At 29.7% G+C, this 19,681-nt stretch carries 21 protein-coding genes; 10 read left to right on the top strand and 11 right to left on the bottom strand.

Translation table 11 applies throughout. The annotated features are described in order from the left end of the window. Positions 1-221 precede the first annotated feature (221 nt). The 11 genes from ABCP60_RS13970 to dnaA all read right to left on the bottom strand — a co-directional run bounded on the left by ABCP60_RS13970 (position 222) and on the right by dnaA (position 10,810). Positions 222-998 carry a SigB/SigF/SigG family RNA polymerase sigma factor gene (locus ABCP60_RS13970; protein ID WP_166506173.1) on the bottom strand — a complete coding sequence of 259 codons (777 nt, stop codon included), beginning with the start codon at positions 996-998 and terminating at the stop codon, positions 222-224. Beyond that, positions 998-1,384, bottom strand: a complete 387-nt coding sequence (locus tag ABCP60_RS13965) for an ATP-binding protein (protein ID WP_166506309.1) — start codon at positions 1,382-1,384, stop codon at positions 998-1,000. The genes ABCP60_RS13970 and ABCP60_RS13965 overlap by 1 nt, the downstream gene beginning before the upstream one ends. A gap of 24 nt (positions 1,385-1,408) precedes the next feature. After that, entirely contained in the window at positions 1,409-1,726 is a 318-nt protein-coding gene (locus ABCP60_RS13960; protein ID WP_166506172.1) for an STAS domain-containing protein, read from the bottom strand. Between the two features lie 22 nt (positions 1,727-1,748). Next, the gene (locus tag ABCP60_RS13955; protein WP_092921718.1) at positions 1,749-2,006 is read right to left on the bottom strand and encodes a hypothetical protein; all 258 of its coding nucleotides are present in this window, start codon (positions 2,004-2,006) and stop codon (positions 1,749-1,751) included. After that, positions 2,006-2,290 carry a YtxH domain-containing protein gene (locus ABCP60_RS13950; protein ID WP_092921716.1) on the bottom strand — a complete coding sequence of 95 codons (285 nt, stop codon included), beginning with the start codon at positions 2,288-2,290 and terminating at the stop codon, positions 2,006-2,008. Before ABCP60_RS13950 ends, ABCP60_RS13955 begins: the two co-directional genes overlap by 1 nt. Positions 2,291-2,345: 55 nt before the next feature. Next, on the bottom strand, positions 2,346-4,772 hold the full coding sequence (gene gyrA / locus ABCP60_RS13945) for a DNA gyrase subunit A (protein WP_092921714.1): 2,427 nt from the start codon (positions 4,770-4,772) through the stop codon (positions 2,346-2,348). Positions 4,773-4,790: 18 nt separating this feature from the next. Further along, positions 4,791-6,692, bottom strand: a complete 1,902-nt coding sequence (gene gyrB / locus ABCP60_RS13940) for a DNA topoisomerase (ATP-hydrolyzing) subunit B (protein ID WP_092921712.1) — start codon at positions 6,690-6,692, stop codon at positions 4,791-4,793. Beyond that, the gene (recF, locus tag ABCP60_RS13935) at positions 6,693-7,808 is read right to left on the bottom strand and encodes a DNA replication/repair protein RecF (protein WP_092921710.1); all 1,116 of its coding nucleotides are present in this window, start codon (positions 7,806-7,808) and stop codon (positions 6,693-6,695) included. 15 nt (positions 7,809-7,823) lie between these two features. Continuing rightward, positions 7,824-8,030 carry a S4 domain-containing protein YaaA gene (gene yaaA, locus ABCP60_RS13930; RefSeq protein ID WP_092921708.1) on the bottom strand — a complete coding sequence of 69 codons (207 nt, stop codon included), beginning with the start codon at positions 8,028-8,030 and terminating at the stop codon, positions 7,824-7,826. Positions 8,031-8,143: 113 nt separating this feature from the next. Further along, entirely contained in the window at positions 8,144-9,250 is a 1,107-nt protein-coding gene (gene dnaN / locus ABCP60_RS13925; protein WP_092921706.1) for a DNA polymerase III subunit beta, read from the bottom strand. Between the two features lie 240 nt (positions 9,251-9,490). Next, positions 9,491-10,810 carry a chromosomal replication initiator protein DnaA gene (gene dnaA / locus ABCP60_RS13920; protein ID WP_092921704.1) on the bottom strand — a complete coding sequence of 440 codons (1,320 nt, stop codon included), beginning with the start codon at positions 10,808-10,810 and terminating at the stop codon, positions 9,491-9,493. Positions 10,811-11,485: 675 nt separating this feature from the next. On the opposite strand from dnaA, the gene rpmH reads away from it, so the two are divergent. The 10 genes from rpmH to ABCP60_RS13870 all read left to right on the top strand — a co-directional run bounded on the left by rpmH (position 11,486) and on the right by ABCP60_RS13870 (position 19,681). Further along, positions 11,486-11,620, top strand: coding sequence for a 50S ribosomal protein L34 (gene rpmH / locus ABCP60_RS13915; RefSeq protein ID WP_092921702.1), 135 nt, complete (start codon positions 11,486-11,488; stop codon positions 11,618-11,620). A 79-nt stretch (positions 11,621-11,699) separates the two neighbouring features. Next, complete coding sequence (rnpA, locus tag ABCP60_RS13910) at positions 11,700-12,050, top strand: ribonuclease P protein component (RefSeq protein ID WP_092921700.1); 351 nt, start codon at positions 11,700-11,702, stop codon at positions 12,048-12,050. Between the two features lie 31 nt (positions 12,051-12,081). Next, positions 12,082-12,333 carry a membrane protein insertion efficiency factor YidD gene (yidD, locus tag ABCP60_RS13905; protein ID WP_092921698.1) on the top strand — a complete coding sequence of 84 codons (252 nt, stop codon included), beginning with the start codon at positions 12,082-12,084 and terminating at the stop codon, positions 12,331-12,333. Positions 12,334-12,362: 29 nt separating this feature from the next. Beyond that, a complete protein-coding gene (locus ABCP60_RS13900; RefSeq protein ID WP_092921696.1) occupies positions 12,363-13,064 on the top strand; it encodes a YidC/Oxa1 family membrane protein insertase in 702 nt (233 codons plus the stop codon). Next, on the top strand, positions 13,036-13,662 hold the full coding sequence (jag, locus tag ABCP60_RS13895) for an RNA-binding cell elongation regulator Jag/EloR (protein WP_092921694.1): 627 nt from the start codon (positions 13,036-13,038) through the stop codon (positions 13,660-13,662). The genes ABCP60_RS13900 and jag overlap by 29 nt, the downstream gene beginning before the upstream one ends. A 127-nt stretch (positions 13,663-13,789) precedes the next feature. Next, positions 13,790-15,169, top strand: coding sequence for a tRNA uridine-5-carboxymethylaminomethyl(34) synthesis GTPase MnmE (mnmE, locus tag ABCP60_RS13890; protein WP_343101930.1), 1,380 nt, complete (start codon positions 13,790-13,792; stop codon positions 15,167-15,169). Positions 15,170-15,251: 82 nt separating this feature from the next. Next, complete coding sequence (mnmG, locus tag ABCP60_RS13885; RefSeq protein WP_092921691.1) at positions 15,252-17,147, top strand: tRNA uridine-5-carboxymethylaminomethyl(34) synthesis enzyme MnmG; 1,896 nt, start codon at positions 15,252-15,254, stop codon at positions 17,145-17,147. After that, entirely contained in the window at positions 17,140-17,859 is a 720-nt protein-coding gene (gene rsmG, locus ABCP60_RS13880; protein ID WP_092921689.1) for a 16S rRNA (guanine(527)-N(7))-methyltransferase RsmG, read from the top strand. The genes mnmG and rsmG overlap by 8 nt, the downstream gene beginning before the upstream one ends. 157 nt (positions 17,860-18,016) lie before the next feature. Next, positions 18,017-18,802: a nucleoid occlusion protein gene (gene noc / locus ABCP60_RS13875; RefSeq protein WP_092921687.1), complete on the top strand. Its 786-nt coding sequence runs from the start codon at positions 18,017-18,019 to the stop codon at positions 18,800-18,802. A 105-nt stretch (positions 18,803-18,907) separates the two neighbouring features. Further along, positions 18,908-19,681, top strand: a complete 774-nt coding sequence (locus ABCP60_RS13870) for an AAA family ATPase (protein WP_195238425.1) — start codon at positions 18,908-18,910, stop codon at positions 19,679-19,681.

The following is a 19,681-nucleotide window of genomic DNA, read 5'->3' as shown; positions in this document are numbered from 1 at the left end:
TCCTGAGCCAGGATCAAACTCTCAAATAAAAGTTGTTACCTGCTCAGACTATCATTATCTGAATATCTGGCTTGGTTGTATTCGATTCTTTTAAGAATCAGTTATATAAATTAACCTACTGTTTAATTTTCAAAGTTCATTTCTTATTTGCCCTTTTCTTAAGGACAAGTAATAATATACTATAGAATAAACAGTAGGTCAATACTTTTTCAAAAACTTTTTTATAAATTTTTTTCATATTCTTTTCTAAGCTTTTCAACTATCTTTCTTTCTAGCCTAGAAACAGTCATTTGAGAGATTTCTAGTTCTTTTGCAATCATAGATTGAGTTTTATCTAAGAAAAATCTATCTTTAAATATTTTAACTTCTAATTCATTTAAATTTTCCATGAATTTATTTATAAAGTCTCGCTGTTCTATATTTCCAAAACTACTTTCTTCTTGTCCAATTTTGTCTATCAATGTTATATCTTTATCTTCTGAATCATCATTACTTGATGAATCTAATGATATAGGTTGATATCCATAAGATGCTTCCATGGCTTCTAAAACATCTTCTTCTGTACACCCTATATATTTTGCAATCTCTTCTACTCTAGGTTGTTTTTTATATTCTTGTTCTAATATAACTTTGGCTTCACTTATCTTTTTGCTTAACTCTTGAACACGCCTCGGTACTCTAAGTGTCCATACTTTATCTCTAAAGTACTTTTTTATTTCACCTATTATCGTAGGAGTTGCAAAACTTGAAAACTCATACCCTTTTTCTATATCATACCTATCTATAGCGTATATTAATGCTAATGAAGCTACTTGATATATATCTTCAAATTCTACACCTTTATTTGCATATTTTTTAGCTAACAAATTTACTAAATATAGATGTTTTTCAATAAGAATATTTCTAACTTCTTTGTTATCTTTATCCTTGCTATATATCTTGAATAGCTCCTTATTATCTATGTCTAGGTAATTAGTAGCATTAGCTACGTTTTTCATTAAATACCAACTCCTAAATACTTAGTCATTTTTATTATAGTCCCTTTATTTTCTTTAGATTCTATATTAACTTCATCCATTAATGATTGTATTATAAATAATCCTAACCCACTTTCTTTTGGATTATTTAAATCTGGTTGATGTAAAGATTCTACATCGTACCCCTTGCCTTTATCTTCAATTTCTATAGCTAATCCATTTTCTAATATATCAAAAGTTATAAAAAATTTATTATCATTACTATGCTTTATAGCATTTGTACAAGCTTCTGATACAGCAACTTTTATGTCTTCTATATCACCTATCGAAAATCCGATTTTATTAGCTATACCTGATGTGGTTAATCTTATAATTCCAACATACTCAGGGTTTGAGCTTATTTCCATCTTTATTGTTTCAAAAGCCAACGTCTATCCCTCCACTTTAAATATTTTATCTAGTCCTGTTATTGCAAATATTTTTTTTACATTGATTTTTGGATTTAATATATATATTTCCTTTCCGTTTATTTTTAATTTCTTAAGTACTCCTATCATTACACCTAAACCAGTTGAATCTATATAGTCTAAGTTTGTAAGGTTAATTTTCATATCTAAAGATTCTTTATCTGCTAAATTATGTAAATGTTCTTTTAACTTATCTGCTGTAGAAACATCAAGTTCTCCTTCTAGTGATATATCCCAGAAACATTCTTGTTCATTTAGCTTTGAATTTATATTTATTGACATCAATAAACCTCCTTATATGCAATTATCTCTTTATAAATTTAAATATTTTGGCTATACCTGCCACTTTGCCAACTAAATCAGTTATTTCTTCTGTATTTTTAGATATAGCGGCAACATTTTCTATTGTCTCGTGTATATGTCTTTCATTATAGTCAACTATTTTGTATACCTTTCCTACAACTTTAGTTGTCTCATTCAATAATCTTCCTATGTATATTGCTATAATTAATGCCGAAACACCAAATAAAACAGCACCTATTTGCCATCCCATTGCATCCATTAATTATTCTCCCCTTCATCTTCAAAAGTTCTACTTATTACTATTTCATCTTCACATATATCTATACTATCTTCTAATACATTATCATCAATTAGATTATTTATTTTAGTTTTTACACCATCTATTGTTCCTTGTAAAGCTTCTTTTGGGTTTTCCTTAACCTCACCTAGCTTTTCTTTAGCATCTCTTCTTAATTCTGAACCTTTTTTAGGTGCAAAGAATAAACCGGCTATAAATCCAAGAAATGCTCCTAGTAATAAATATTTCCCTTTCTTATTGCTCATAATACATTCTCCTCTCCTATAGTCGATAGCTATGGAAAAAGAATAGGATATATTCCTATTCTTCTTCTATATTTATTTTAGCAATAGAAACTACATTAACTTCATCATTGGTCTTCATTAGTTTAACACCGCTTGTTACTCTTCCAAATAATGATATTTCATTCACTCTTAATCTTATTAACACTCCATCTGAGTTTATTATCATTATTTCGTCTTCTTCTGTAACCATTTCAGCTCCAACAAGCTTTCCTGTCTTAGCAGCTATATTATATGTCTTTATACCTTTACCAGCTCTTATCTGAGTTCTATACTCTTCTATATCTGTTCTTTTTCCAAATCCATTTTCACTAACTACTAATACTTCTGTTCCTTCATCTGTTAAGCTCATAGATACTACTTTATCATCAGCGCCTAAAGTTATACCTTTAACACCCATAGCAGTTCTACCCATTGGTCTTATGTCATTTTCATCAAATCTTATAGACATACCATCTTTAGTTATTAGTAAAACTTCCTTATTAGCATCTGTTAACTTAACTCCTATAAGCTCATCGTCTTCTCTTAATCCTATAGCTATCAGCCCAGATTTATTAATATTTTTGAACTCTTCACGCTTAGTCTTTTTAACTATACCATTTTTAGTAGCTAATAATAAATATTGATTCTCATCATTTTCATTTATTGCTATTAGTGTGGCTATTTTTTCATTTGGAGCTAGTTGAAGTAAGTTTATTATAGCTGTACCTTTAGACTGTCTCTTCCCTTCAGGTATTTCATAAGCATTTAATTTAAATACTCTACCTTTGTTAGTGAAGAATAATAACTTACTATGAGTCGTTGTTGTTACAAGGTGCTTAACAAAGTCTTCTTCTCTTGTAGTAAGAGCTGATATACCTCTTCCACCTCTATTTTGACTCTTATAAGTATCTGCTGGCACTCTCTTTATGTATCCAAAGTGAGTTAGAGTTATAGCTATTTCTTCTTCTTCAATAAGATCTCTAACGTCTATTTCACCCTCAGCATGTCTTATTTCAGTTCTTCTTTCGTCAGCATAATTCTTTTTAATTATTAGCATTTCGTCTTTTATTACGTTAAGAAGTAATCTCTCATTAGCTAATATTTCTTTTAATCTATTTATTTTCTTAATTAACTCTTCATACTCTGCTTCTATTTTATCTCTTTCCAATCCTGTAAGTCTTTGAAGTCTCATGTCTAATATAGCTTGTGATTGAATTTCTGATAATCCAAATCTCTCCATAAGACCTGCTTTAGCTTCTTGAGTAGTCTTAGAGCTTCTTATTAATTTTATTACTGCATCTATGTTATCTAAAGCTATTCTTAACCCTTCTAATATGTGAGCTCTTGCTTCAGCTTTATTTAATTCAAATTTAGTTCTTCTTGTAACTACATCTTTTTGATGTTTTACATAGTAGTATAATATTTGCTTAAGATTTAATACTCTTGGTTGACCATCAACTAATGCAAGCATTATTATACTTATAGTTTCTTCCATTTGAGAATGCTTATATAAGTTGTTTAATACTATATTTGCATTAACGTCTCTCTTAAGCTCTATAACTATTCTCATACCATTTCTGTTACTTTCATCTCTTAGGTCAGATATTCCTTCAACCTTCTTCTCTTTAACTAAATCAGCTATTTTTTCAACTAACTTAGCTTTATTAACTTGATATGGTATTTCAGTTACTACTATTTGTTGCTTATTCTTAGGTAGTTCTTCTATATAAGCTCTTGCTCTAACTTTTACTTTTCCTCTACCTGTTCTATAGGCATTAGCTATATTTTCTTTTCCCATTATTATTGCTGAAGTAGGAAAATCTGGTCCTTGTACAAACTGCATTAAATCTTCTACAGTGCACTCCTCATTATCTATTAAATGTACTGTTGCATCTATAACCTCTGCTAAGTTATGAGGTGGTATACTTGTTGCCATACCAACTGCTATACCGTTAGATCCATTAACTAATAAGTTTGGGAATCTAGATGGTAATACTGCTGGCTCCTTTAAAGACTCATCAAAGTTAGGGATAAAATCAACAGTCTCTTTTTCTATATCTCTTAATAATTCTAAAGATAGTTTACTCATTCTAGCTTCAGTATAACGCATTGCCGCTGGTGAATCTCCATCGACTGAACCAAAGTTACCATGTCCATCAACTAAAAGTCCTCTTGTAGAGAAATCTTGTGCCATTCTAACCATAGCTAAGTAAACTGCACTATCACCATGTGGGTGATATTTCCCTAGAACGTCCCCAACTATACGGGCAGACTTTCTATAAGGTTTATCTGGTGTTAAGTTCAATTCATTCATAGAGTATAGTATTCTTCTATGAACTGGCTTAAGACCGTCTCTTACATCAGGAAGAGCACGTCCAGCTATAACACTCATCGCATAATCCATATACGATTTTTTCATTTCATCAGCTATTTCTAAAGGAAGTATTCTATTGTTTTCTTCCATTTACACTCATCCCCTTTCTTATATATCTAAATTCTTAACGTATTTAGCATTTGTTTCTATAAATTCTTTTCTTGGGGCTACTTTATCACCCATAAGCATTGAGAATACCTCATCTGCCATAGCCGCATCTTCTATATTTACTTGTAGTAATGTTCTAGTTTCTGGGTTCATTGTTGTATCCCATAATTGCTCTGCATTCATTTCTCCAAGTCCTTTGTATCTTTGTAACTCTACGCCAGTTCTACCAATCGACTCTAATAGGCTAGCAAGCTCTTTGTCTGAGTATACATAGTATTCTTTCTTTTGTTTCTTGACCTTATATAGTGGTGGTTGCGCTGCATATACATATCCATTTTCTATAAGTGGTCTCATGTATCTAAAGAAGAATGTAAGTAATAATGTTCTAATGTGAGCTCCATCGACATCGGCATCAGTCATTATTACTATTTTATGATATCTAGCTTTTTCTAAATCGAAGTCATTTCCTATACCACATCCAAAAGCAGTTATCATATTTTTTATTTCATCTGAAGATAATATTTTATCTAATCTAGATTTTTCAACGTTAAGTATCTTACCTCTTAGTGGTAATATAGCTTGAGTGTGTCTATCTCTACCTTGTTTAGCAGATCCACCGGCAGAATCCCCTTCGACTAAGAATACTTCACTCTTAGCTGGGTCTTTTTCAGCACAGTCTGCTAATTTCCCAGGTAATGCAGTACTTTCTAACACACTTTTTCTTCTAGTTAACTCTCTTGCTCTTTTTGCAGCTTCTCTCGCTCTTTGAGCTCTAAGGGCCTTATCAACTATTATTTTTGCTGTAGTTGGGTTTTCTTCTAAGAAAGCTCCTAATTCTTCAACAGTTATACTATCCACTATACCTCTCATCTCTGTATTACCTAGCTTAGTCTTTGTTTGACCTTCGAATTGAGGCTCAGGAAGCTTAACAGATACTACAGCTGTAAGACCTTCTCTTATATCTTCACCTAATAAATTAGGCTCATTATCTTTTATTACTTTATTTCTTCTTGCGTAATCATTTAATGTTTTAGTAAGGGCCGCTTTAAATCCACTTAAATGAGATCCACCCTCATGAGTATTTATATTATTAGCAAATGAATATATGTTTTCCGTGTAACCATCAGTATATTGCATTGCTAATTCTACCATATAGTCATCTACTTTTTTGTCTATATAAACTATATCTTCATGTATTCCAGTTCTCGATTTATTTAAGTATTTTATATATTCTACTAAACCACCAAGGTAGTGGAATTCTTTTATCTTTTCTTTTCCTTCTCTTTTATCTTCTAAAATTATTTTTATTCCTTTGTTAAGGAATGCTAATTCTCTTAATCTATGCTCTAATGTTTCATACTTGAAGTCTATTTCGTCAAATATAGTAGCATCAGGCATGAAGCTTATACAAGTTCCTGTATGGCTTGATGTTCCTACTGCATTAAGTTCTGATGTAGCTACACCTTTTTCATAAGTTTGTCTATATAACTTTCCATCTCTTGAAATTTCTGCTACTAACCACTCAGATAACGCATTAACAACAGATACCCCAACTCCGTGAAGACCACCAGATACCTTGTATCCTCCTCCACCGAACTTTCCTCCTGCATGAAGTACTGTTAAAACTGTTTCTAGTGTAGACTTACCTGTTTGAGGGTGAACTTCAACTGGTATCCCTCTCCCATTATCTCTTACTAAGATACTTCCATCTTGATTTATAGATACGTATATCTCAGTACAATATCCTTGAAGTGCTTCATCTATACTGTTGTCTACTATCTCGTAAACTAAGTGATGTAACCCTCTTGGACCAGTAGATCCTATATACATACCAGGTCTTTTTCTAACAGGCTCTAATCCTTCTAGAACCTGAATCTGACTTGCACCATATTCTTGCTTCATCTAGTTCCCTCCATTCTCTATGTTTACAACACTTCCATTGTCAATATTAAATATAGTAGTGTTATCTATATTGAATATACTTTTATGTGAAACCTCTGCTGTAGTTATAAACATTTGAACTACATTTAAGTTATTTACTAATAGTTTTTGCCTTGTTTCATCTAATTCACTGAACACATCGTCTAAAATTAATATTGGATATTCTCCAACTTCATTATTTATTAACTCAATTTCTGATAATTTTAAAGAAATTGATGCAGTTCTTTGTTGTCCTTGTGAACCATATAACCTTACATCTAATCCGTTAACAAATATGTTAAGATCATCTCTATGTAATCCATATCTAGTAGTTCTTGTATCTATATCATGCTCACGGCTTGACGAAAGTTTTTCAATAAATTTGTTATATACTGTCTGGGCAGTATCTTCATCATTTATATCAATTTGATTTTTATATGTTATAACTAAATCTTCAATTCCTCCAGTTAGTTTATCATGTAAACTTTTAGATATACCTGCTATTTTCTTTATAAAATCTCTTCTAAGTATGTAAATATAGCTCCCGTACTTAGCTAAACTTTCATCATATACATCTAATAAAGATTTATCTATATTCTTACTCTTAAGTAACTGATTCCTTTGGAATAATATTTTATTATAATTTGTAAGATAATTATAATATCTAGGTATAATTTGACTAATCTCTTTATCTATGAAAGATCTTCTTTCTTTAGGTCCTTCTTTAACTAGTCTCAAATCTTCTGGAGAAAATATTACAACATTTATATTTCCAAGCAGTTCGTATATTTTTTGAATAGGTATTTTATTTACTTTTATACCCTTCTTATTCTTACTGATAGCTATTTCAATTAAGCCTTTAGTATTTTCCTTTGAAAAAGCTCCTCCAACATAAAGATTCTCTTTTTCAAATTTTATTATTTCCTTGTCTTTATTGGTTCTAAAGGACTTTCCAAAAGATAGCATATATATAGATTCTACTATATTAGTCTTTCCTTGGCCATTTTTTCCGACAAGAAGATTTACTTTTTTATTAAATTCCAGATGTAAACTATCGTAATTTCTAAAATTGACTAACTGCAAACTATTTAGTTGCATAAAAGGCTCTCCTTATTACACTACTTTTATTTGATTTCCTTCTACCTCAACTATATCTTGAGGTTTAAGTTTTCTTCCTCTTCTTGTTTCAACTTCTCCATTTACCTTAACTAGACCTTCTAATATTAAAAATTTAGCATGTCCACCTGTTGATGCTAAGTCTGCTAATTTTAAAAGTTGATCTAATTTTATATATTCTGAATCTATATTTATCTCTATCATAGCTCGTCCTCCTATTTATTTTCATTTAGTTTTTCACTAACATGTCAAAAATATATTATATCATAAAATTAGTTATAAAAACCCAACTTTATTAGTTGGGCTTTTTTAATGAATTATATACTAGATGATATTCTTACTGGAAGTAATAGGTATGTGTACTCGATTTCGTCAGCAGGTTTTATTATACAAGGATTAACATTTGTTGTGAATTCTATAAATATCTCTTCACTATCAATGTTTTTTAATCCTTCTAAGAAGTATCTTGAATTGAATGCGATATCTAAATAATCTCCTTCTAATTCTAGTGAAACTTCTTCATAAACATTTCCTTTATCTGTATTAGAAGTTATTGCCATTGCATTATCTCTTATAGATAATTTGATTAGATTATTTTTTTCAGCTTGAGATAATAATGATGCTCTCTCAATACTATTTAAAAGATCTCTTGTTTTTAATTTAACTCTAGTATTGTGTTCTCTTGGAAGTAATCTTTTATAATCTATAAATTCACCTTCTAAAAGTCTAGTTATTATTTTAGTGTCATTTATTATAAATATTGCATTTTTATCATCAAATCCCATTTTTATATCTTCTTCTGATGATAATAAGCTATTTACATCTATTAATGCCTTTCCTGGAATTATAACTTTAGCATCATTTGAAATATTCTCTAAATTACAGCTTCTAACAGCTAATCTATATCCATCTATAGCTACTAAACTTATATTACCATTTACTATTTCTAAAAGTTCACCCATTAAGATAGGCTTTGTTTGGTCTTGAGATATAGCAAATACTGTTTGCTTTATCATATTTTTTAGTAAATCTTGAGGTATATTATATAAGTCTTCTTTATTTACTTCTGGTAACTTTGGAAATTCTTTAGCTGAATCTCCTTTTATCTTAAATCTTGAGTTTACACAATTTATGTATACATTATTTTCACTATCTGTTTCTATTTCAACAAAAGAATCTGGTAGCTTTCTAATTATATCACCAAAAAGTCTAGCATTTACTACTATTTCTCCTTCTTCTATAACTTCAGCTTGTGTATAAGTTTCTATACCTATTTCTAAATCATAACCAGTTAATTTTAGTTGATCTCCTTTTGCTGATAATAATATTCCCTTTAATAAGTCTAAAGTAGTTTTACTATTAATAGCTTTTTGAGATATTCCGATTTTATTAGCAAGTATTTTTTGATTACAAATTATTTTCAATGTGGATAACCTCCTTGTGGTCTTCATATATAAAAAATAAATAAAAAATTAGTAGTAATAGTAATAGGCTATGTGGATAATGTTAATAAATACTTTAAGCCTAATAAATGCAAAGATATTAACATGTGTATAAAGTGTTAATATCTTTGTTGATTTTAGTAGTATAAATTGTTAATAAATTTTAGACAAAAAAATATAAACATTATATTAACACAAAATCCACATATAATTGTTTATAAGTTACCCTTTCAATTCAGAGATTATTTTTTCTATTTTTATTTTGATTTCTTCATTAGTTTGTATATCTTTAATAATCTTATCGTGGGCATGTATAACAGTTGTATGATCACGTCCTCCAAACTCTTCACCTATTTTAGGAAGTGATAAATCTGTAAGTTCACGTGATAGATACATTGCTATTTGTCTAGGATAAGCAATTGATCTTGTTCTTTTTTTAGAATTAAAATCTTCCATTTTTATATCAAATACAGATGCTACCTTCTCTTTTATTCTATTTACATTTATTTCTTCATTTTTTGAAGTAGTTATTATATCTTTTAAAGCTTCTTCTGCTAATTCAAAAGATATAGTTCTATTAGTTAAAGATGAATAAGCAACCACTCTAGTTAAGGCACCTTCTAATTCTCTTATATTAGACTTTATATTTTTAGCAATATATGTCATAACCTCGTTTGGAACATCAATATTTTCCATTTGAGCTTTTTTTCTAAGTATTGCTATTCTAGTTTCAAAATCAGGAGCTTGTATATCTGTTATAAGTCCCATTTCGAATCTAGATCTAAGTCTATCTTCTAATGTTGGAATTTCTTTAGGTGGTCTATCACTTGAAATAATTATTTGCTTATTAGCCTCATGTAAAGAATTAAAGGTATGGAAAAATTCTTCTTGTGTTCTTTCTTTTCCAGCTATAAATTGAATGTCATCTATTAAAAGAACATCGACATTTCTATATTTATTTCTAAACTCTTCATTTCTGTCATCTTTGATAGAGTTTATAAGTTCATTTGTAAATTTTTCAGAAGATACATAGACTACTTTAGGATCCTTTTTTTGACTCATTATATGATGTCCTATAGCATGCATAAGGTGAGTTTTACCTAATCCAACGCCTCCATATAAGAAAAGAGGATTATAAGCTCTAGCTGGAGATTCAGCAACAGCAACACATGCGGCATGAGCAAATCTATTACTATTACCGATTACGAATGTATCAAATGTATATTTTGGATTTAGGTTAGGATAATTAGCCTTTGAAGCTGAACTTTTAGCTTCTTCTCCAAGACCTTCTATGTCTTTTTCACTTAAAACAAATTTAATATTATATTTTTTTAATGATAGCTGATTTACAGAACTTTCTATTAAATTTAAGTATCTATCTTCTAAAATACCTTTAGTGAAGTCATTAGGGACTAAAAGAATTAAATCGTTATTGTGTATTTTTAAAGGTACTATTTGCTTAAAAAAAGCATTAAAACTAGGTGGAGATAGCTCACCTTTTATTAATTGTAGTGTTTTGTCCCATAAAGAAACTACATCCATAATATAAACCTCCGCGCAAATTAATTAACACTTTCCACAAGTTATTAACAAAAAAACAAAAAAATATATATGATAAATAAATTCATTAGATTTATTTGGATAATTATGTGGATAAAATATTAATAATGTAAAAATGTATTAAAAAATAAAAAGATATAAACAATATGTATATAAAGTTATAAATAGTCTAAAGATATAATAAATGTAGTTTATAACTAAAGTATTATCTAAAAGTATACAAGTTATACACATTTATATCCACAGCTTGTGAATAACCTTAATAAGTTAATAAATCTTATAAACATTATCAACAAGTATATTAATAATATCAGAATAAGTGCCAAACTTCAAGGCATTCTGCTTAATTTATCCACAATATTAACTACCTGTTGATAAATTAATACACAGCTACAATTTACGCAATTTTCCTACATAATAATAAATCAACTTTTAAATGAATGTGGATAAATCAGACGACAAATTTGAGGTAATAAATAGTCACCAAAACATATAAAATAAAACAAACAATTTTGTTATTTCATGTATCTAAAAACAAGTTGACAAGCAATATAAAAGCATTTATAATTGTATGTGTTATGTTTACTTTGAGGGTAAGGTTATTATTCTTATAAACGGAAAATAAACGGAAATAAAATTTGAAAGGCGGTGTATGTAATGAAAAGAACTTATCAGCCAAAGAAAAGACAAAGAAAAAAAGAACACGGATTCAGAAAAAGAATGAAAACTTCTAACGGAAGAAACGTGTTAAAGAGAAGAAGAGCTAAAGGAAGAAAGAGATTAACTCATTAATCATTGAGAGAGGCCGCTGTAAAGGTGGCCTTTTTGTGTAGAAACTATATTTACAAGCTGTGTTTACGGAGGGTTTAATATGGACTTCAAGAAAACAAAGGGCTTAAAAAAAGACTCTGATTTTAGAAAAGTGTATAAACACGGCAAATCTTTTGCAACTAAGTATCTGGTAATGTATGTACTAGATAACAAATCAGATGATACTAAATTAGGTATATCAGTATCTAAAAAAGTAGGTAAAGCAATTGTTAGAAATAAGATAAGAAGAAGAATAAGAGAATCATATAGATTAAATGTAGATGAAAACGTTAAAAGTGGGTATGATATAGTTTTTATAGCAAGGATAGCAAGTAATCAGGCTGAATATAAAGATATTGAAAAGTCTGTAAAATATTTGGTAAGAAAAGCAAACATAAGATTAAGTGAATAACAAAAGTCTAAATATGGAGGCATTTTAAAATTTGAAAAAAATAATTACTATACTGAAGGAAATAAATATATACTTAGCGAAATTATGTATTTATCTAGTGAGATTTTATCAAAAATTTATATCTCCATTAAAAGGACCTACATGTAGATTTTATCCAACATGTTCACAATATTCTATAGAAGCTTTTAAAAAATACGGGCTATTAAAAGGAATATATTTAACAGTAAAAAGAGTATCGAAATGCCATCCTTTTCATCCAGGAGGTTACGATCCTTTAAAATAAAACAGAATATACTCTAGGAGGTATAACAGTTGAGTATTATAAGTAATTTATTAGGTGTTGTGTTAAAGACAATTTTTGACTTTATTGGAAATTATGGTCTTTCAATAATTGTATTTACAATTTTTGTAAAAGTTTTATTATTACCGCTTACAATAAAGCAAACTAAGTCTACAAAGGCTATGCAAGATATACAGCCTAAAATAAAAGAGATACAAGAAACGTATAAAAATAAGCCAGAAAAGCAACAACAAGAGTTAATGAAGGTATATCAAGAAGCTAAGATAAATCCATTAGCAGGATGTTTACCACTATTAATACAAATGCCTATATTAATAGGATTATTTACAGTATTAAGAGATCCTGTTACTTATGGTGTTTTCCAAGATAAAGCAACGCTTGCTACTGCATCAGAAGGGTTTCTTTGGATAAAAAACCTAACTCAACCAGATATTATATTAGCTGTATTATCAGGGGCAACTACATTCTTAATGCAAATGATAATGATGCCAAAGGATCAGCAACAAGGTTCAATGAAGATAATGACTTACTTCATGTCGGGGATGATGTTATTCTGGGGATTCACGTTCCCTGCAGGTCTTACATTATATTGGACAGTAGGTAACTTATTCTCAATTGCACAACATTATTTAGTAATGAATCCTTTAAAAGCTAAGTTAGCTAATTCTAAGGAGGAAGTAATAGATGAAGGAAAGCATAGAAATAAGAAGTAAGAGTAAGGAAGATGCTATAAGCCAAGCAATTGAAGAGCTAAAAGTATCTGAAAAAGATTTACAAATAGAAACAGTACAAGAACCTACAAAAGGTTTCTTAGGTTTTATAGGTGCTAAGGAAGGTCTATACAGATTCAAAGTTATTAAAACTGAGTCAGATATAGCTAAAGAGTTTGTTGAAAATATACTTAAGAACTCTAATGTAGAGGCTAAAGTTAATGTTACTCAAGATAATAATTTAATTAAAGTAGACATAGAAGGAAAAGAAGCTGCATGTTTAATAGGAAGAAGAGGGGAAACATTAGATTCAATTCAATTCCTTACAGGATTAGCGCTTAATAAAATAAATAAAGACTCGCATATGAGAGTGCTTGTAGATATAGAAAACTACAGATCAAAGAGAGAAGAATCTTTAATAAGATATGCTAACAAAGCAGCTAGAGAAGTAGCTAGAACTAAAAAAATAAAGAAATTAGACTATATGAATCCATATGAGAGAAGAATAATTCACTCAGCTCTTCAAAACGATAAGTATGTAACTACGTATAGCGAGGGAACAGATCCATATAGAAGATTAGTAATAGAGTATAAAAGATAAAATTTAACCTCCTATGTAATAGGGGGTTTTATTTTTGTTATTTATTTTATATAATGTTAAGATTAAGGAAAGAATTAAAGATAACGAAATTAAAGATAAATTAACTAAATAATAAGAGGTGATTAATTTGTTTATAGATGATACTATAGCAGCAATTGCAACAGCATCAGGTGAAGGTGGTATAGGTATAGTAAGAATTAGTGGTCAAAAAGCACTGAAAGTAGCAGATGAAATATTTAGATCTATGTCAGGAAAAACAATAAGTGAATATAAAACTAGAACTTTAATATACGGAAATATAGTAGACGGTGAAGATGTTATAGATGAAGTTTTATTAGCTTATATGAAAGGGCCAAACTCATATACTGCAGAGGATGTTATAGAAATAAACTGCCACGGAGGATTTATTTCAGTAAAGAAAATATTAGAGCTTATATTATCTAAAGATGTAAGAATAGCTGAACCTGGAGAATTTACAAAAAGAGCATTTTTAAATGGAAGAATAGATTTATCTCAAGCAGAAGCAATAATAGATGTAATAAAAGCTAAAACTGATATGGCTCATCAAGTAGCTCAAAATCAGCTAGAAGGTTCTTTATCAAGTAAGATAAAAGAATTAAGAGGAAAAGTAACAGAAGTATTAGCACACTTAGAAGTTGCTATAGATTTTTCAGAGGAAGATATAGAAGAAATAACATATCAAACTCTTAAAGAAAAAGCTGAAGAAATAAGAATAGAAATTAAAAAATTATATGATACGGCTGAAAGTGGTAAAATACTTAGAGACGGACTTAAGACAGTAATAGTTGGTAAACCAAATGTTGGGAAATCTTCATTACTTAACTCTATATTAGGTGAAAATAGAGCTATAGTTACAGATATACCAGGAACAACTAGAGATGTTATAGAAGAATTCGTAAATATAAAAGGTATACCTTTAAAAATAGTAGATACAGCAGGTATAAGAGAAACAGAAGATGTTGTAGAAAAAATAGGTGTAGAAAAATCAAGAGAATCATTTAATAGTGCAGACTTAGTTATAATGGTATTAGATTCATCGAGAAATCTTTCTGATGAAGATATAGAAATACTAGAAAACCTAGAAAATAAGAAGACTATAGTTATATTAAATAAAACAGATTTAGAACCTAAAATAGAAGAAGATGTACTAGCTAAGTATGTAAAAGAAGAAAATATAATAAGAACATCAGCATTAAAACATGAAGGAATTGAAGAATTATATGATAAAATAGAATCTATGGTTTATAAAGGCAGTGTTAAGAATTCATCTAGCTTAGTAATAACTAATTCTAGACACAAAGATGCATTATTAAAATCATATGAATCTATAAATGATGCTATAAATGCAATAGATACATTCCTTCCATATGATTTTATAGAGGTTGATTTCAAGAATATATGGGATTATCTAGGTTATATAAATGGAGACACAGTAAAAGAAGACCTATTAGATACTATATTTAGTAACTTCTGTATCGGAAAATAAAGTGTATAATATAAAATGTAGATAAGCAATTATAAAAAAGTTTTTCGTGAAACATAAATATAAACGTAGAAAGGATACTGACATGATAGATTTCAAAGCAGGAAAATATGATGTAATAGTAGTTGGAGCAGGTCATGCCGGATGTGAAGCTGCTTTAGCAACTGCCAGAATGGGACATAAAACACTAGTAGTAACTATGTCGTTAGACTCTATTGCACTAATGCCATGTAACCCATCAGTTGGAGGAACAGGTAAAGGTCAATTAGTAAAAGAAATAGATGCTTTAGGTGGTGAAATGGGTGTAAATGCAGATAAAACACTTATACAAAGTAGAATGTTAAATACTGCAAAAGGACCAGCTGTTCACTCTCTAAGAGGACAAGCGGATAAATTTAGATATCATACAGAAATGAAAGCTACTTTAGAAAATGAACCTAATATAGATATAGTAATGGATGAAGTAGTAGATATATTACATGAAGGTCAAACTGTTACTGGAGTAGTTACTAAACTTGGATGTCAATATGAAGCTAAAGCTGTAATATTAGCAACAGGAGTTTACTTAAATTCTAAGATATTCATAGGAGAATTAACTATTAATGAAGGACCTAATGCATTAGGTTATTCAAAGCATTTAACAGATAATCTAGTGGATTTAGGATTAAATATGAGAAGATTCAAAACAGGAACTCCTGCTAGAATTCATAGAGATAGTATAGATTTCACTAAGATGGAAATCCAAGAGGGTGACAAAAGAATAACTCCATTCTCTTTCTTAAGTGATGAAATAAATATAGATCAAGAGCCTTGTTATTTAACAAGAACAAACACAAAAACTCATGAAATAATAACAAGTAACTTAAGTAGAACAGCAATGTATAGTGGACAGGCGAAAAGTACAGGAGCAAGATACTGCCCATCTATAGAAGATAAAGTTGTTAGATTTAGTGATAAGGAATCTCATCAAATATTTATAGAGCCAGAAGGTAGAGAAACAAAAGAGATGTATATCCAAGGGATATCAACTAGTTTACCTTATGAAGTACAATTACAAATGTATAAAAGTATTCAAGGACTTGAAAATGCTAAGATAATGAGACCTGCTTATGCAATAGAATATGATTGTATAGATCCTACTCAATTAAAAATAACACTTGAAATAAAGGGTGTTGAAAACTTATTTAGTGCGGGACAATTTAACGGTACTTCAGGATATGAAGAGGCAGCAGCACAAGGTCTTATAGCTGGTATAAATGCAGCATGTAAAATACAAGGAAGAGAGCCATTTGTACTTGATAGATCAGAAGCTTATATAGGTGTTTTAATAGATGATTTAGTTACTAAAGGAACAAACGAACCCTATAGAATGATGACATCTAGATCAGAGTATAGATTATACTTAAGACAAGATAATGCAGACATGAGACTTACTCAAAAAGGATATGACTTAGGGTTAGTTACAGAAAGCAGATACAATAGATTCTTAGATAAGAAAGCTGAGATAGAAAAAGAATTAGAGAGATTAAAAACAGAAAGAGTTACTCCTAAAGAAGTAAATCACCTTTTAGCAGAAATGGGAGCATCTGAAATAAAAGTAGGATTATCTTTATATGAATTTTTAAAGCGTCCAGAGGTTAACTATGACTTAATTGAAGCTATAGGAAAAGGTGCTGGAGAAGATGTTCATTATGAAGTGAAAGAACAATGTGTAATAATGACAAAATATGAAGGATATATAGACAAGCAATTAAAGCAAATAGAGCAATTTAAAAAGCTTGAAAATAAAAAGTTACCAGAAACTATAGACTATTCAACTATAGATGGTTTAAGAATAGAAGCAAGACAAAAACTTAATGATATAAAGCCAGTTTCAATAGGTCAAGCATCTCGTATATCAGGGGTTTCACCAGCTGATATATCAGTACTTCTTATATACTTAGAGCAAATGAGAAGAACTAGAGGGGGAAAAGATGAATAATACGGAAATGCTAAGACAAGGTCTAAAGGATTTTGGAATAGAACCAAGCGATAAAATGCTAAATGATTTCAAGGTTTATAGAGAGATACTAGTCGACTGGAATCAAAAGATGAACCTTACTGGAATAGAAGAGGAAAAAGAAGTGTATATAAAGCACTTCTTGGACTCTGTTTCAGCTGTAGTTAATGGATACATAAAAGATGGAATGTCTATAATAGATGTTGGTACAGGTGCAGGTTTTCCAGGATTACCATTAAAGATATGCTTAGAAAATGCTAATGTAACTCTTTTAGATTCATTAAACAAAAGAATAAACTTCTTAAAAGAAGTTAGTAATACCTTAGGTTTAACTAATATGGAGTTTATACACGGTAGAGCAGAAGATTTCGGTAAGTCAGAACAATATAGAGAACAATATGATATAGCAACAGCAAGAGCTGTGGCTGGATTACCTATACTTATGGAATTTTGTGTACCATTTGTTAAAGTTGGAGGATATTTTGTGTGTTTAAAAGGACCTAATGCAAACTTAGAGCTAGAAGAGTCAAAAGCTGCTATGGATGTTTTAGGATTAGAATTTATTGAAAAAATAGATGTAGAGCTTCCAGAAACTGATTTAGACCATAATATATTAGTTTTCAAAAAAGTAAGAAATACTCCAGAAAAATACCCTAGAAAAGCGGGTAAACCTGCAAAAAGTCCTATAAAATAGAGATAGGTATATTAAAAATATATTAAAAATAAAACAAAATAGAAGGATTATATAATTACATGCAGAAATAGTATACTCATATGTATCTAATGCAGTATTAATTTGTAAGTAAATAATGAAATTCAAATATATTTATATCTAATAAGAGAGGGATGTTATGGAAGAAAAAAGAGTTGTGGAGATACCTATAGAAAATATAGTTCCAAATCCATATCAACCAAGAAAAGTATTTTCACAGTCAGCATTAGAGGAATTAAGCAACTCTATAAGAGTTTATGGAATACTTCAACCAATAACAGTTAGAGTTAAAGATGAAAAGTATGAATTAATTGCTGGAGAAAGAAGATTTAGAGCGGCTAAATTGGCAAATTTAACAGTAATACCGGCTATTATAAATAACATGTCTGACGAATATTCTGCTGTATTAGCACTGCTAGAAAATTTACAAAGAGAAGATTTAAATTTTATAGAAGAGGCTATGGGGTATGAAAATTTAATAAAAGAGCATGATTTTACACAGCAGCAACTAGCAGAAAAGTTAGGAAAGAATCAATCTACTATAGCTAACAAACTTAGAATACTAAGATTGCCAAGTGATATAAAAATAAAATTAGTAGAAAATAACCTAACAGAAAGACATGCAAGAGCATTGCTTAAGTTACCAAATGAAGAGTTAATGAAGGATGTCTTAGATAAAATAATAAAGAATGAGCTAACTGTAAAGAAAACAGAAAAGTTGATAAAGGATATATTAGAAGATTTACAAGAAACTGAAGAGCCAGAGAAAAAGCAAAATGTAAAGAGTTCAATGGCTATAAGAATATACTTAAATACTATGAAGCAAGCCTTCGATGCTATAATAGGAACAGGAATTGAGGCTAAATATAACGAAGTAGATAAGGGCGATTATATGGAGGTTGTTGTAAAAATTCCTAAAAAGTAAGGTTACTGCTTGGCAGTAGCCTTTTTTTATCAAAATTGGAATTAAAAATTTTATACTATAAATTTTAGAAAAGTGAATTTTAGAAGAAACAAGGGGGGAAATCTTGTGGGAAAAGTTATAGCAGTTTTTAACCAAAAGGGTGGAGTTGGAAAAACTACAACTAATGTAAATTTAAGTGCAAGTATAGGAAAGATGGGTAAAAAAGTACTAGTACTAGATTTAGATCCACAAGGAAATACAACTAGTGGATATGGAATAGAGAAACAAGAGGTAGAAAACACTATATATGAAGTAATGTTAGATAGTGTAGATATAAGAGAGGCAATTTTACCTACAGAGTTTGACAATGTAGACACTATTGCTTCAGCAACTGAGTTATCAGGAGCAGAAATAGAGCTTACTAATATGGATAAAAGAGAATATGTATTAAAAAATGCTATAGAATGTGTAAGAAAAGATTATGATTATATATTTATAGATTGTCCTCCTTCATTAGGAATGTTAACTATAAACTGTCTTACAGCAGTAGATAGTGTATTAATACCAATACAGTGTGAATATTATGCACTAGAAGGTGTAAGTCAGCTTATGGAAACTATAAAGCTAGTTAAGTCTAGACTTAATCCACATATAGAAATACAAGGAGTAGTCCTTAGTATGTTTGATGGAAGAGCTAATTTATCAATACAGGTAGTTGAAGAGGTAAAAAGGTATTTCAAGGGAAGTGTATATACTACATTAATTCCTAGAAATGTTAGATTGGCAGAAGCACCTAGTCATGGAAAGCCAGTTATATATTATGATGCAAGATGCAGGGGAGCAGAGGCATACATGGACTTAGCAGAAGAGTTCATAGATTTAGAGGAGGATATAATATAA

The sequence above is a fragment of the Romboutsia sp. MSSM.1001216sp_RTP31141st1_G3_RTP31141_220114 genome (assembly GCF_039031195.1).
GTDB classification, from domain to species: domain Bacteria; phylum Bacillota; class Clostridia; order Peptostreptococcales; family Peptostreptococcaceae; genus Romboutsia_C; species Romboutsia_C hominis.
This window is presented reverse-complemented; position numbering and strand designations above follow the sequence as displayed.

Excerpts from the sequence above, each read along its gene's own strand:
- recF (WP_092921710.1), bottom strand. The coding sequence starts at position 7,808 with ATGCAACTAAATAGTTTGCAGTTAGTCAATTTTAGAAATTACGATAGT.
- rsmG (WP_092921689.1), top strand. The coding sequence starts at position 17,140 with ATGAATAATACGGAAATGCTAAGACAAGGTCTAAAGGATTTTGGAATA.
- ABCP60_RS13970 (WP_166506173.1), bottom strand. The coding sequence starts at position 998 with ATGAAAAACGTAGCTAATGCTACTAATTACCTAGACATAGATAATAAG.
- gyrB (WP_092921712.1), bottom strand. The coding sequence starts at position 6,692 with ATGAAGCAAGAATATGGTGCAAGTCAGATTCAGGTTCTAGAAGGATTA.
- ABCP60_RS13965 (WP_166506309.1), bottom strand. The coding sequence starts at position 1,384 with ATGGAAATAAGCTCAAACCCTGAGTATGTTGGAATTATAAGATTAACC.
- ABCP60_RS13960 (WP_166506172.1), bottom strand. The coding sequence starts at position 1,726 with ATGTCAATAAATATAAATTCAAAGCTAAATGAACAAGAATGTTTCTGG.
- yaaA (WP_092921708.1), bottom strand. The coding sequence starts at position 8,030 with ATGATAGAGATAAATATAGATTCAGAATATATAAAATTAGATCAACTT.
- dnaA (WP_092921704.1), bottom strand. The coding sequence starts at position 10,810 with ATGGATGTAGTTTCTTTATGGGACAAAACACTACAATTAATAAAAGGT.
- gyrA (WP_092921714.1), bottom strand. The coding sequence starts at position 4,772 with ATGGAAGAAAACAATAGAATACTTCCTTTAGAAATAGCTGATGAAATG.
- rnpA (WP_092921700.1), top strand. The coding sequence starts at position 11,700 with ATGGACTTCAAGAAAACAAAGGGCTTAAAAAAAGACTCTGATTTTAGA.
- rpmH (WP_092921702.1), top strand. The coding sequence starts at position 11,486 with ATGAAAAGAACTTATCAGCCAAAGAAAAGACAAAGAAAAAAAGAACAC.
- ABCP60_RS13955 (WP_092921718.1), bottom strand. The coding sequence starts at position 2,006 with ATGGATGCAATGGGATGGCAAATAGGTGCTGTTTTATTTGGTGTTTCG.
- noc (WP_092921687.1), top strand. The coding sequence starts at position 18,017 with ATGGAAGAAAAAAGAGTTGTGGAGATACCTATAGAAAATATAGTTCCA.
- ABCP60_RS13950 (WP_092921716.1), bottom strand. The coding sequence starts at position 2,290 with ATGAGCAATAAGAAAGGGAAATATTTATTACTAGGAGCATTTCTTGGA.
- jag (WP_092921694.1), top strand. The coding sequence starts at position 13,036 with ATGAAGGAAAGCATAGAAATAAGAAGTAAGAGTAAGGAAGATGCTATA.
- mnmG (WP_092921691.1), top strand. The coding sequence starts at position 15,252 with ATGATAGATTTCAAAGCAGGAAAATATGATGTAATAGTAGTTGGAGCA.